Origin of the sequence: Tenacibaculum sp. SDUM215027 (assembly GCF_050566205.1) — a bacterium.
Classification (GTDB): Bacteria; Bacteroidota; Bacteroidia; order Flavobacteriales; family Flavobacteriaceae; genus Polaribacter.
In genome coordinates, this window is sequence record NZ_JBNXUE010000003.1 from 201201 (window position 1) to 215019 (window position 13819).

The following is a 13819-nucleotide window of genomic DNA, read 5'->3' on the forward strand; positions in this document are numbered from 1 at the left end:
TCTTTTTTAATCTAATTCTTCGTTATCTTCAGATATTACAAATACAGGGATTTTATCTGTATCTGATTTTATTTTATACCCTTCTATCGTATTATTTTTAATTTTCTCGTTATTATAGGTGAAATCTATAACCTTATCATTTAATTTTAAATCTACGGTTTCTCCAACCATATTTTTACTTTCTAAAACTAAATAGGCTTTTTCTCCATAAGTTAGTTTTGTTCCTTTCTTGTTGTTTTCATCCGTATAATAGAAATCAACTATTTGAGGTTTCTTTATCGATTCATTATTCTCTTTCGCTTTATAAGGTGTTTCTTCTATAGGCGGTATAAAACTCTCTTGCCATGGTTTTATATAACGAGTTCTACTTTTTCTTCTCCAGTCAGTACTATTATTAAAAAAACGATAATCTTGCATTGCAGGCGATATGGTTAAGGTAACCTGCATACCTTTTTGGTTATCAAAAACCTCATGGTAGTTTATAAGTACTCCATCTTGAAAGTTGTACTGGAATATCTCTACTCCATCAAAATCATCTTCATAAAAAACTACTTTCCCATCTCTTAATAAATAAAGATTAAAAGGGTGACGTATTTTTTTATTGTCTTTTCTATCGGCTATAATCCATTCAATAAAGGTATCATCGTACATTTCTGGCTCAAAAGTAACGGTAAAAGCACCTCCCATTAGGGCTGATGTAGGTTTACCATTCCAATCGGTAAGACGAATGTAATTTAAACTAGTAGAGATTAATTCTCGTTGCTCTCCACACACAAAGAGTTTGGCTTTTATGTTCATAGATGTTTTTTAAGATGGTACAATTTTTTGACCCTAAATATATAAAAACATTTGGAAAAATAAGCAGGTAGTTTTCTGATTTTTAAGCTACTCCTGTACTTTAAGAATAATTCATTTTTTATGTACTAAGATTGTCCATTTATAAATATAGTCTTTATCAAATTGTATAAACAAACTAACTCCTAGCTTTTAACCCAACGTACAGAGTTAAGTACTGCATGAAAAAACAAAAAGAGCTTACCTTTTCCCTACGTTGCTTCTTATAATACAATTAATATTTTCATTATTTAACAATGAATTTTTGCTACCTTTCTGCCGAATTATAAAAAAAGGTTTAAAGTGAACCGAATTAAAGAAGTTTTAAAAGACAAAGGAATTAGTCAGATTTGGCTTGCTGAAAAAATGGACAAAAGTTATCCAACCATTAATGAATACGCAAGAAACAAAAGACAGCCGAGTTTAGAAGACTTATACAAAATTGCAAGAATATTAAAAATTGAAGTAGCTGAACTACTCGTTAAAAATGACGACATAAAGTGAGTGACGAACAAAAACGAATATTAGAAAATAGCCTTTGGGCAATTGCCAATTTACTTAGAGGAAAAATGAATCCTGATGATTACAGAGATTATATTCTAGGATTTATCTTCTTTAAATACCTTTCAGAAAAGCAAAATATCTATGTTACAGAATTACTACAAGGCGAAAATGAAACCAACTTTGCTAAAGTAACCGACAACGAAACTTTAGAAGCTTTACGTGAAGAATGTTTAATAAAATTAGGTTACTATTTAGAACCAAAAGAACTGTTTGATGCAATTGCAGAAAAGGGTAACAATAAAATTGAAGGTGAAAGCAATTTTATACTAGATGAGCTTCAAGCTGTATTGAACCACATTGAGCAAAGTACAATGGGTAACGATTCAGAAGAAGACTTTGCAGCCTTATTTGAAGATTTAGATTTAACATCTACTAAACTAGGTAGAACTGTAAATGCAAGAAATGAAGTGATTGTGAAAATCATAAACGAATTGCACAAAATTGACTTCAAATTGCAAGATTTAGATTCTGATGTTTTAGGAGATGCTTACGAATATTTAATTGGAAAATTTGCTGCTCTTGCTGGAAAATCTAAAGGTGAGTTTTATACACCAAAACAAGTTTCTAAAATACTAGCCAAAATTGTAACACACGGAAAAACAAAACTAAAATCGGTTTACGACCCAACTTGTGGTTCTGGCTCTCTTCTATTACGAGTAAAGAAAGAAGCAGAAATAAGTGAATACTATGGACAAGAATTAAATCGTACTACATACAACTTGGCTCGTATGAATATGATATTGCACGATATTCATTACCGAAAGTTTGATATTAAAAATGAAGACACATTAGAAAACCCTCAACATTTAGACAAACGTTTTGAAGCTGTGGTAGCAAATCCACCATTTTCTGCTCATTGGAAAGGAAACAAAAATCCACTGAACAGCACAGACGAGCGTTTTGCTCAATATGGAAAACTAGCACCAAATACCAAAGCCGATTATGCTTTTGTACAACATATGTACTATCAATTAGCAGATAACGGAACAATGGCAGTTGTTTTACCTCACGGAGTTTTGTACAGAGGTGCAGCCGAAAATCTAATTCGTAAATATTTAATTGAAGAAAAGAATGCTCTTGACGCGGTTATAGGTTTACCTGCCAATATTTTTTATGGTACAGGAATACCAACTTGTATTTTAGTGCTTAAAAAATGTAGAAAAGCAGATGACAATATTGTAATGATTGATGCAAGTGGTGAAGACCACTTTATCAAAAATGGTAATAAGAACGAACTCAGAGACCCAAAGGACGAGAATCAAATTAATGACATAAATAATATTGTAAATGCTTATATAAACAGAGAACCTATTGATAAGTATTGCTCTATAGTTACGCTTGACGAAATCAAAGAAAATGAGTACAACCTTAATATGCCAAGGTATGTAGATACTTTTCCCGAAGAAGTAATAATAGATTTACAAAAAGTTAGCGAAAAACTAATTGCAATCGATGAAAAATTAGAATTGGCTGATACCTCAATTGCTCAATTTTGTGAAGAATTAAACATCCCAAAACCTTTTTAAATGGAAAACACAAATTTAAAACCTGCTGTACGTTTTCCTGAGTTTACAGAGAATTGGAAACCTAATGTTTTAGGTAAATTAGAAAATATAAATTTCTTAAAAGGCAAAGGTATATCTAAAGCTGATATTGTTGATGATGGAAAAACTGAATGCATTAGATATGGTGAACTATACACTATCTATGACGAAGTAATTGATAAGGTTTATTCCAAGACTAATTTACCTACTTCTGAGCTTGTTCTTAGCAACGCAAATGATGTAATCATACCAGCTTCTGGAGAAACTCAAATTGATATCGCAACAGCTTCTTGTGTACTTAGAGATGATATTGCATTAAGTGGTGATTTAAACATTATACGTTCTGAAATTAACGGAGTTTTTCTCTCTTATTATTTAAATAATAAAAAGAAAAAGGCAATAGCTAGACTTGCACAAGGAAGTTCGGTAATTCATTTATACAATCCTCATTTAAAAACATTAAAGCTTAATCTACCAATACCTGATGAACAAAAAAGAATAGCAGATTTTTTAACTTCAATTGAAATAAGAATTTCTTCATTAAAAGAAAAGAAAGACACCATATTAGATTTCAAAAAAGGTGTAATGCAAAAAATCTTCAATCAAGACATTCGCTTTAAAGACGATAATGGAAATGATTTTCCTGATTGGGATGAAAAGGTTTTAGGTAAAGTTTTCTCTGGTCTAAAAGGCAAAGGAATTTCAAAAGACAAAATTGTAGAGAACGGTAAAAATGAATGTATTTTGTACGGAGAGCTTTATACTAAATATCCTGAAATAGTTACAGAAGTTATAAGTTATACCAATAGTAATGAAGGTGTAAAATCTAAAGAGGGAGATTTGTTAATACCTGCATCAACCACAACAACAGCAATAGATTTGGCTAATGTAACTGCAATATTAAAAGAGGACGTTCTTTTGGGTGGTGATATCAACATATTGCGTAAAAAAGAGAAACTTGATTCTGCCTTTTTCGCATATTATTTATCAAACCATTACAAAACTACTTTAGCTAAATATGCACAAGGAATAACAATTGTTCATTTATATTTTAGTCATTTGAAAAAAGTTAAAATACTTGTTCCAAAAATAAAAGAGCAAACTAAAATAGCTAATTATCTAATTGCTATTGACACATATATAGAAGAGCTACAAAAGAAAATAAATGTAATCGAAGATTTTAAAAAAGGTTTACTTCAAAAAATGTTTGTGTAGTATGGAAAAAGTAAAATTAATACTACACCAACATAAGAACACGTATTCAGACTTTGAATATTATCATTTACACATAGAGAAAATTGAAAATAATAAGTCTAAAAATCCTGACATTGCTATTGAATCGTGCAAATCATTAATTGAAGGTGTCTCAAAATCTGTACTAAACAGACTTGATATCACTTTTGACGAAAAAAAAGAAAGTTCTGGAAAAAACCCACGGTCTGTACAATGGTTTTTTAAAAAATCATTAGAGAAAATTGCAGAGAAATCTGAAGAATTTGAAGCAAGTTTTGTTGCTTCATCTGGTCAAATAATTAATATTATTTCTGAAATAAGAACCAAAAGAGGAGATATTTCTCACGGTAAATCCGTTCCTAAATTAGTGGAGAGTTCACCAGAGTTTGCAGAAATGGTTACTAATATGACTGATTTAATTGTTTCTTATACTTTAAAACACTTTTTTCAGATAGATACAACTGATAAAGACAAACTAGATTATTTTCCTAAAGATGAAGAGAATCCAACAGAAGATGAGGAAACTATAATTAAGTACAATACTTATTTAGATGAATCTCAACCTGATTTTCCAATTTCAACAACAAGTTATAGTCAGCTACTTTATGAAAATGACTATGACGAATATGAGACAAGGTTTTATGATGAGTTTCTAAAAACATTACAACCTGAAGAAGATAGTGATGAAACGGAAAAAGAAGAACCTAAAATAATTGTAGAAGTTAGTAATCCGAGAATAGAACATTTAGTAAAAGAGTTTTTTGCTGATGTTTTCTGGACGGATGAAAGAAATGCAGAATTAACAGTATTTGCTGAAAAAGAAAATTTAAAAGAAGCTGAATTAAAGCAAGTAATAAACTTCTATTTAGACGAAGAAAAAGAACCTTTCCCAGATAGCATAAAAGAAACAATGATTGACAGACCAAGTCTATTAGAATTTAGGAAAATCAAAAAAGAACTAACTCAAAAAATAATTGAATTTGCAAAATCTTTAAATAACGAGACTAAATAATGACTTCACAACCAGAACAATTATTAGAAAACAATTTGGTGAGCCAATTAGTAAAATTGGGTTATGAAAAAGTGGTTATAAAAGATGAAGCAGATTTATTAACCAATCTAAAATCGCAGTTAGAAAAACACAATAAAATTACGCTATCTGATAATGATTTTAAGCAAGTTTTAAATTTCATAAACAAAGGTTCAATATTTCAAAGAGCCAAAATACTACGTGATAGAGTTCCGTTTACCAACGATAAAGGAGAGAACAAAACCATAGAACTTATAAACCAAGTGCATTGGTGTAAAAACGAGTTTCAAGTTACGCAGCAAGTAACTATGGAAGGCAAATACAAAAACCGTTACGATGTTACTATTTTAATTAACGGATTGCCTTTAGTACAAATAGAATTAAAACGCAGAGGATTAGAACTTAAAGAAGCTTTTAATCAAATAAACAGATATGAGCGTCATAGTTTTGGTGCTGGAGCTGGATTATTTCAATTTGTCCAAATATTTGTAATAAGCAATGGTGTAAACACGAAATATTATGCCAACAGCCCAATAAAAGCTCGTAGTTTCAAACAAACATTTTATTGGAGCGATGTAAATAATAAACTAGTAACTCAGCTATCTAAGTTTACAGATATATTTTTAGAGCCTTGTCATATCTCTAAAATGATAACAAGGTATGTTGTACTCAATGAGTCAGTAAAAATTTTAATGGTTCTTCGTCCATATCAATATTTTGCAGTAGAAGCAATTATTGACAGAGTAAAAGAAACTAGAAAAAATGGATTTATTTGGCACACTACAGGTTCTGGTAAAACTTTAACCAGTTTTAAAGCAAGTCAAATATTAACCCATATGCCTAAAGTGCATAAGGTAATTTTTGTAGTAGATAGAAAAGATTTGGATTATCAAACTACTAAAGAGTTTAATAGTTTTAGCAAAGGAAGTATTGATGGTACAAATAATACCAAAACTTTGGTACAACAATTAGCTGGAGATAATAGATTAATTGTTACTACCATTCAAAAACTAAATACAGCGATAAGTAAAACAAAGTATTTAGATCAAATGTCTGTTCTAAAAGATAAAAGAGTTGTGTTTATTTTTGATGAGTGTCACAGAAGTCAGTTTGGAAAAACACATGAAACCATAAAAAAGTTCTTTTCTAAAAGTCAAATGTTTGGTTTTACTGGAACACCAATTTTTGAAGACAATGCAGGAACAAATGAATACGGAAAGCGAACTACTGCAATGCTGTTTGGTGGAGAAAAAGCGTTACACAAATATGTAATTACGGATGCCATTAGAGATGAGAATGTTCTGAAATTTTCTATTGAATACATCAATACTTTTAAAAAGAAAGAACACATTTTAGATATTGATGTTGAAGCCATAGATGAAAAAGAAGTAATGGAAGCACCAGAGCGTTTAAATGCCATTACAGAGTACATAATTGCCAACCATAACAGAAAAACACATAGTAAAGAATTTACTGCAATTATGTGTGTAAGTAATGTAGAAACGCTTATTAAATATTACCAATTATTTAAAGAGAAAGAACATAGTTTAAAAGTAGCCACTATCTTTTCTTATCAAGCAAATGAAGAAGATAAAGATGCTTTAGGTTTTACAACTTCTGAATTTGATGAAGTAGATTTAAATGTTGTAACAGAACCAAGTCCTAGATATAATTCTAAACATACAAGAGAACATTTAGATAATTTTATTGCCGACTACAACAAAACATTCGGCACAAACTATTCTACTAAAGACACACAAAGTTATTATAATTACTACAATGACATTGCAAAACGTGTAAAGCATAGACAAGTTGATATTTTATTAGTCGTAAATATGTTTTTAACTGGTTTTGACAGTAAAACATTAAATACCATTTATGTAGATAAAAACTTAAAGTATCACGGTTTAATTCAGGCATACTCTAGAACTAATAGAATTTTAAATGAAGTAAAGTCGCAAGGTAATGTTGTTTGCTTTAGAAACTTAAAACAAAGTACAGATGACGCAATTACTTTGTTTTCAAACATAGAGTCTAAGGATGAAATAATAATAAAGCCTTACGAGGATTATGTAAAAAAGATGAATGATGCTTTTATACAATTGCTTCAAATAACACCAACAGTTGATAGTGTTTCTAATTTGGAAAATGAAGAAGATGAATTAACTTTTGCTAAAGCGTTCAGAGAACTAATGAGAACTTTAAATGTTTTAAAGACTTTTACAGAGTTTACCTTTGATGATTTAAGTATAAATGAACAAACTTTTGAAGATTACAAAAGCAAGTATTTAGATTTAAGAGATAAGGTTAAAAGAGAAAACGCAAAAGAAAAAGTTTCAATTCTAAATGATATTGATTTTGAATTAGAATTAATTCATAGAGACGAAATAAATGTTACTTATATCTTAAAGCTTTTGGCTAAACTGAAAGACTCCGTTACAAGTGATGAACAAGAAAAGGTTCGTAAAAACATTATTGATACTATATCTAGTGATACTAAGCTAAGAAGCAAACGTGAATTAATAGAGAAATTTATTAACGAACATATACCAATAATTGAAGATTCTGAAGATATTCCAGATGAATTTGTTCAGTTTATGACAGCTGAAAAATTACAAGCTATAAAATCGTTAAGTGAAGAAGAAGGATTAGACTCTGAAAAACTAGAAAAAGTAATTGGAGATTATATGTTTACGGAGAAAATTCCATTGAGAGATGATATAATCGGAACAATGAATACCCGACCAAGCCTAAAGGAAAGAAAAACCAAAGCGGAAAGAATAACGAATAAAATATTAGAATTTGTGGAGACATTTATTAACGGAATTGTTACGGAATAACCAACGCAAGTGCAAGCACATTTAAAACTTGCTCCTGCTAAATGCGAAAAGTTACGTCTATTTGTACGCTACGTTTCATACACAAGATGGTTACCACACATTTAAAACAAATCGCTTTGAAATTAACAATATTTATTCTAACATTATCAAGTACTTTAATGCACTCATAACAGACAAAAATTAAAACTGAAAATATCCCGCCTTTCATGAAAGGAGGTATTTTAATAAAATCCCGCAAAACGATTATAAATCATCTTGCGGGATATACCCTAAAACTCCACCTCTTTTGGTATCACATTTTCTGTAACCACTTCTTCAGAGATAATCGGGTCGAGTTTCCCTGAATAAATATTGTATTTCAATTCATCGAGTGGCTTGTCTTGGTAACGGTTTTTATCCGTGTAAATAAAGTTAGTCTTGTAATGATTTGTTTTCTCGGTAAAGAAAATACAATCCCCATCAAAGCCACTTTTAGCACCGCCACGCATTTTACCGTCTGCCGTTTGTTGAAAGATGATAAAAAACAATTTTCCGTCATACTTCTTTCGTAAATCTTTGTCAATTTCAAACTTACTATCCAGTTCCTTTAACTTGGCAAAACTATCAATGACAATCACATCGTTTTCTCTAATCAATTTGTCTAATTGGTCTAGGTTTTCAATATCAGGATTGGACAAATTACGTTCTGCTACTTCGTTAAAATACATATCTGCTTTGTCCCAATACAACGCACTTTCGGGGTGTTCTTCCATAGAAGCATGACCGACCTTGTATTTTTGAGCTAGTACATTGATAAACTTAAACGCAAAGTGTGTTTTACTTGAACCTCGTTTCCCTGCTAGGGTAATCACCAAACTTTCTTTGGTTTTTATCTCTAGTTTCCCTAAAAAGCTCGCCAGTACGGTATCCTCTATTTGGTAATACTCAAAGGTTCTATGTCGTAGTTGCTTTCGTTTGTAAGCTACCGAGTTTGTATTGAGATTCCCTGGTATATTGTTTTTGGATTGAGGCTTTGATACTCTTTTGACGGGTCTGTTTAAAGCGGGTGTTTTCCTTGGTTTTGAGCTTGCTTTTTGGCTCTTTTTTACCAGTGCTTTGTAAAACTTTGGTTCTTTGTTCGTGTCTACTTGTAAGAGATAATCCACTGCTTTTTGTGCCTCACTAGCTGCACGCATCAGAAGCTTTGTATCTTCTTGCATAAATTGCAACGCCAATTGCCAGTTTTTAAGGTAGTCCGCATGGTTTGCTTGTGTCTTCCATAAAATCCCTGCTTGTGCGGATAAAAACACCGCTCCAAACTCTGCTATGAGTTCTTCCTTGGCATACACCACATCGCCAAAACGTTTTCCAAAAGGACGATTCAATCGGCTTGGGTGTCCTGTGCTGTGTATCATTTCATGGAATAGCGTACTGTAGTAATCTACACTCTGATAAAAGGCTTCGTACTTAGGCATTTTTATCGTGTCTTGAGTGAGGTTGTAACTCGCTCCTTTAAATCCGTGTACTATCTTCGCACTGTCTTTTGGAAAGTGCTGGATGATAAGTTCTGCTATCGGGTTCTTTTCTTCCGTATTGTGAGGCGTGCTTGGTGCAACAAAGCCCAAACGTGCTTTCTCTAAAGTGGTTAATTTGTCCAATCCAAAATCAATGCCCTCAATATCTGCTCCATTGAATACCGTATAGTATTTTAAAATAGGTATGGTCTGTACGAGAAAATCAAAATGACTTGTATCATAGCCTTTCGATTGTAAAAAGTCTTGCATTTTTTGTTTGTTATAAGTGGCGTGTTCGAGTCCTTTTTGAGCATCTGAAAACTTATACAGGCGGGTAAAGTAGATTACTTCCAATCCTTTAGCCCCTTTTTTGAGTTTTCCTTTTGCTTCCTGTATTTGCTTAAAGGTTAAGAAATAAGGGTTTTGATACGCTCCAAAAGGATTGCCTTTTTTTAGTAGTATGATATTAATGCCTCTATAGGCTTTTTTAGAGGCAAAGCTCACAGGCGATAGATACCCGCCTTTTTCTAAAAAGCTATCATCCCATCCCAATTTTGGTGTTCCTTTAGCGCTCTTGATAGCACTGATAAGCTTATCCGTAATCATCTGATAGATTTGGTCGGGACGTACAGGTGCATTCAGTCCTGTGGTGTTTGTGTCTTCTTCCTGAATGAAGTCTAAACCTGCTAAAAATTCTAAGGGGATATTTTCAGCAGGTTGTTTGGTTTTAGTGGCAGGAACTACAGCACTTTTTTTTTTGAGGTAGCTTTTACAACCCTACCTCCTTTTGCATATTTATAGCCTTTTTTCAAACGTCCGCTAGCGGTCAGCCCCTCTTTTCTTTTTGGGGCTGCCAATCCTTTTCGAGTGGGCTTTGGAACATTCGGTCTTGCTTTGACTACACGTCCTTTGATAAAGCGCCATCCTTTGCGCAAACGTCCGCAACTGGTTAAGGCTTCTTTATATGCTCCTGTATGTCTTGGTGCATTCAGTCCTGTGGCATATCGTTTGACTGAAATGTTAAACGTCGTGTATTTAGGGTGGTCGTTTAAAATTTTTGAGACTCTATAAATAACTTCAGTATTGTTTTCTTTTTTAGCCTGTGTTACTACTCTTTCTAAAGTACTTCGACTGACTTCCTTGCCGTCTAAGGCTTGAAATTTTTGTATGGTATTCATCTTATTTTTTCTTTTTCTTTTTAGCTTTTGTATATATCACATAGCTGATAAGAGCTATGCCTGCAATACTTCCTAGTAGCGGTGCTACCTTTTTTTTTTGAGGTCAACACCAAACTTATGGGCTAGTGCAAACACTCTTCCTGTCCAACTCGTTGCGAAGTATTGGTAGTCTTTTAAGCGTTTGTAATAGGCGAGACGTTCTTTTCCTATACGCTCAAAAAGCTGTTTGGCATCTACTGAGTTAATGGCTTTGATAGTGTTAGATCCTATGACATAATCTACTTGTAGGTTTTTGCCAAAGTATCGGTTTAATGAGCGTTGTACGATACCTGCGGTTACTCTTGGATTGGCGTTTATCGCATGGTCGACTATCATTTCTGCCACTGCTTGACTACGGATGCTATCGGCTCGCATTTTGTCCCAAAACTCATTTTTAAAAAGGATATGGGCTTCTACTTTGGTAAGGCTTTTCATATCGCTGATGCTTGGAGGTCTGCCTAGTATCTTTTCATAGAATTTAGCGGAAATTCCGTGATTGGTTCCGACTCGTTCTTTTTTTGAGTTGTAGTTTCCTTTGTCATTTTTTAGGTTTTGATACCCACCCTCTGCTTGTTCTAAAGAGGGTTTGAATAGTTCATAGCTTGCCATTTTCTTTTTTTCTTTTTCTTCTTTTTTAAAATTGTACGGTTCGTGTGTTTCCTAAAGTGGCTACGTCCAGTTCAAAACGCAACGCCTTTATAAAGTCCTGTTGTTTTTTTTGAAGCTCCTCAAACACCAACTGTCCTACGGTGAGTACTGGCAGGTTAATGTGCGTGGGTGGTAACTGGTACATACCGCCACTAGGAATGCTAATTTTGTGGGTGTTCAGCTTGGTAAAAGCGAGTTGCTTCCCTGTCTTCTTTTCATACACTCGTAGCTCTTTTGCACTTATAAACTCTGTATTGATGTTCAAATGTTCCTTTGTTGGGTTTCGTAGCTGTATGTCTAGTTCTAAGGCGATGTGTTGCCATGAGAGCTGCACATTTCTAATTCCTGAAACACGAAACTGTAATTGTTCTATAATACGGGTCAGTTGGGCTTTCTTTTGGCTGATAAAAGTAGTTAGGGTTACTAAGCCTATGCCTCCAACAACCCATAGCTTTCTTGTCTTCATTCTTAGGTTTAAGTTGTTTTGACGATTCCATAGACCATGCCTGCAAGCACTAAGAGCAGTACCCAAACCCACAAGGGCAATCGGTGTGTTGTTGTTTGCTCTTTTACCTCTTGTTTGTGCTTTTTGTGTTGGCTCGTTGATGTACTATCCCGCTGTTTGGTTACAATCTCCTTGGTAGTTCCTATGGTACTGCGTATCTCAAATCCTTGGGCTTGGGTATCGTAGCGAACGCTATAACTGTTTGTACCGCTTTGTTTGCTACTGGCAAAGTGTTGTAATTTTTGATTGACTAGGCTGTCTAGTAAGGTATCTCCAGTGGCAACTTTTATAAATATTTTATCTTGAATAGCGCTATTGATAGTGATGCTGTGTACGCTGTCTTTTTGCACATAGACACTATCCACTTGGGTTTCTAAACTATAGGTCTTACTATATTTGGTTGTCCCACACGCTGTAATCAGTAGTAGTAAAACAACACTGAGTATTTTAAATGTCTTTTCCATATTTTGTGATGTATTTGTCGAGTTCTTTTTGTTGCTTGGCTACGATGCTATGTAGCTTTGTGTTCATGTGTTCTAATTGTTCGATATACTGATGTAGTGAACCGATACGAGCCATAAAATCACTTTTAATGCTTTCTATCATTTCTGCATTGATGTCAAAGGCTCGTTTGTAATTCTCTAGCTTTTGTAAATCGGCTTTGTAACGTCTTTCTAGGGCTAGGTTTTTGGCTTCTTGGTGGCGTATTTTCCGCATTTTAAAGCCTGCGAAAAAGGAAAAAAACAGTCCTAAAATGCCTGTGATTTTTTCCCAGTGCATGAGTATAAATTCCATTAGGTCGTCGTTTTGTTCTTTTTCTTATCCTTGGCAATGGCATACATAAACAGTAAGCCTAACAGTCCCATACTGGCATAGATATAGTTGTTATCTCCTTTCTTATTAGCGGTTATCACTACTTCTGAGAGTAATTCCGAGCTTTCCTGCAACGTGATGGTGGCAGGTAGTTTTGAGGCTGCTATTTGTAGGGTATCATAGCCCACAAAGGAAATATGTATCACATCGGTAGGACTGGCATACAATTGAAATGCTCCGTTTGCATCGGGCGTTGTTCCTTTTTTGGTTTGGGTATTGTACACATTGACAAGCCCTGCTTCAAAGGGTTTTCCTGTACTACCATTGATAATGATTCCGCTGATTAATTGTTGTGCTGTTGTATTCATCGTACATCCGCAATTTTTTTTCGTGTCAAATTCTTCTTGGGCTTGTTGGGTGTCGGGACATGCCAACCCGTAAATTGGTAAACTTGCTTCCATTGTGCTTTTTCATTTTTTTTGTTTAAAAGGGCATGCCTGCGCTTTGTACTCGTTGTTTGATTTGGTGATATAATTGCCTGTCCCACGTCTCTGAAATCTCTGCTTTAAGCCAGTAGATTAAATCGTAATCGTCCGCAAACTTTTTATCGAGCCATACTGTTGGGGTTTTGCCTCCCATGCGTTTTCTTCTGCCAAAGGTTTTATACACGAGTCTAAAGTCATCGCCTGTTTGTAATTTGTCAAAGACTTGTTGTACTTTGGCTTCATCGGTGGCAGGAAGTCCAAAAGCGGTGTCGTTAAAAGCATCTAGTAAGGACTTGGCTAAAATCTTCGCTTGTTCTTTGTCTATGCTTAGCTTTCCTGTATTGATGTGTAAGTCTGCTTCGATATGGTCGTCTGCTACGTCTTGAAAGACTTCGGTTACTGCATCGGCTGATTGTTTGAGCCTTTTGTATAGGAAATACGCAACGACACTTCCGCCTGCTACTATCAGTAGCGGTTTGTTGGCTAGTAAAAAGGCACTGGCTTCATTGGCTTTGCTTACCGCTTTTTTTGTCTTGTTTCGGGTGGCAATTTTCGATACACTTGTTTTCTTTTTCATCGCTTTTTTTTCTCCTGTATCTTGTTCTTGCTTTCT

General features: G+C 33.8%; 14 protein-coding genes. 5 read left to right on the plus strand and 9 right to left on the minus strand.

Annotation, left to right across the window (positions count from 1 at the left end; translation table 11 throughout):
- Nucleotides 1-6: 6 nt before the first annotated feature.
- Nucleotides 7-798, minus strand: coding sequence for a type VI secretion system tube protein TssD (gene tssD, locus ACQYZ7_RS09080; protein ID WP_430729433.1), 792 nt, complete (start codon nucleotides 796-798; stop codon nucleotides 7-9).
- A gap of 339 nt (nucleotides 799-1137) precedes the next feature.
- Between tssD and ACQYZ7_RS09085 the strand changes: the two genes are divergently transcribed.
- Genes ACQYZ7_RS09085 through ACQYZ7_RS09105 form a run of 5 tightly spaced genes read left to right on the plus strand, consistent with a single transcriptional unit; the run spans nucleotide 1138 to nucleotide 8045 of the window.
- Complete coding sequence (locus ACQYZ7_RS09085; protein WP_430729434.1) at nucleotides 1138-1338, plus strand: helix-turn-helix domain-containing protein; 201 nt, start codon at nucleotides 1138-1140, stop codon at nucleotides 1336-1338.
- On the plus strand, nucleotides 1335-2924 hold the full coding sequence (locus tag ACQYZ7_RS09090; protein ID WP_430729435.1) for a type I restriction-modification system subunit M: 1590 nt from the start codon (nucleotides 1335-1337) through the stop codon (nucleotides 2922-2924). Before ACQYZ7_RS09085 ends, ACQYZ7_RS09090 begins: the two co-directional genes overlap by 4 nt.
- Nucleotides 2925-4157, plus strand: coding sequence for a restriction endonuclease subunit S (locus ACQYZ7_RS09095; RefSeq protein ID WP_430729436.1), 1233 nt, complete (start codon nucleotides 2925-2927; stop codon nucleotides 4155-4157).
- 1 nt (nucleotide 4158) lies between these two features.
- The gene (locus ACQYZ7_RS09100; protein ID WP_430729437.1) at nucleotides 4159-5187 is read left to right on the plus strand and encodes a hypothetical protein; all 1029 of its coding nucleotides are present in this window, start codon (nucleotides 4159-4161) and stop codon (nucleotides 5185-5187) included.
- Nucleotides 5187-8045, plus strand: coding sequence for a type I restriction endonuclease subunit R (locus ACQYZ7_RS09105; RefSeq protein WP_430729438.1), 2859 nt, complete (start codon nucleotides 5187-5189; stop codon nucleotides 8043-8045). The genes ACQYZ7_RS09100 and ACQYZ7_RS09105 overlap by 1 nt, the downstream gene beginning before the upstream one ends.
- A gap of 269 nt (nucleotides 8046-8314) precedes the next feature.
- Here the strand turns inward: ACQYZ7_RS09105 and ACQYZ7_RS09110 are convergent, their stop codons facing one another.
- From ACQYZ7_RS09110 to ACQYZ7_RS09145, 8 genes are all read right to left on the minus strand, one after another.
- Nucleotides 8315-10144: an ArdC family protein gene (locus tag ACQYZ7_RS09110; RefSeq protein ID WP_430729439.1), complete on the minus strand. Its 1830-nt coding sequence runs from the start codon at nucleotides 10142-10144 to the stop codon at nucleotides 8315-8317.
- A gap of 134 nt (nucleotides 10145-10278) precedes the next feature.
- The gene (locus tag ACQYZ7_RS09115) at nucleotides 10279-10716 is read right to left on the minus strand and encodes a hypothetical protein (protein ID WP_430729440.1); all 438 of its coding nucleotides are present in this window, start codon (nucleotides 10714-10716) and stop codon (nucleotides 10279-10281) included.
- Nucleotides 10717-10800: 84 nt separating this feature from the next.
- A complete protein-coding gene (locus tag ACQYZ7_RS09120) occupies nucleotides 10801-11364 on the minus strand; it encodes a glycoside hydrolase family 108 protein (protein WP_430729441.1) in 564 nt (187 codons plus the stop codon).
- Nucleotides 11365-11389: 25 nt separating this feature from the next.
- Nucleotides 11390-11869, minus strand: coding sequence for a hypothetical protein (locus ACQYZ7_RS09125; RefSeq protein ID WP_430729442.1), 480 nt, complete (start codon nucleotides 11867-11869; stop codon nucleotides 11390-11392).
- 8 nt (nucleotides 11870-11877) lie between these two features.
- Nucleotides 11878-12372, minus strand: a complete 495-nt coding sequence (locus tag ACQYZ7_RS09130) for a hypothetical protein (protein ID WP_430729443.1) — start codon at nucleotides 12370-12372, stop codon at nucleotides 11878-11880.
- Complete coding sequence (locus tag ACQYZ7_RS09135; protein ID WP_430729444.1) at nucleotides 12356-12703, minus strand: hypothetical protein; 348 nt, start codon at nucleotides 12701-12703, stop codon at nucleotides 12356-12358. The genes ACQYZ7_RS09130 and ACQYZ7_RS09135 overlap by 17 nt, the downstream gene beginning before the upstream one ends.
- Nucleotides 12703-13155 carry a carboxypeptidase-like regulatory domain-containing protein gene (locus ACQYZ7_RS09140; RefSeq protein ID WP_430729445.1) on the minus strand — a complete coding sequence of 151 codons (453 nt, stop codon included), beginning with the start codon at nucleotides 13153-13155 and terminating at the stop codon, nucleotides 12703-12705. Before ACQYZ7_RS09140 ends, ACQYZ7_RS09135 begins: the two co-directional genes overlap by 1 nt.
- A gap of 49 nt (nucleotides 13156-13204) precedes the next feature.
- Nucleotides 13205-13783, minus strand: a complete 579-nt coding sequence (locus tag ACQYZ7_RS09145) for a hypothetical protein (RefSeq protein WP_430729446.1) — start codon at nucleotides 13781-13783, stop codon at nucleotides 13205-13207.
- Nucleotides 13784-13819 lie beyond the last annotated feature (36 nt).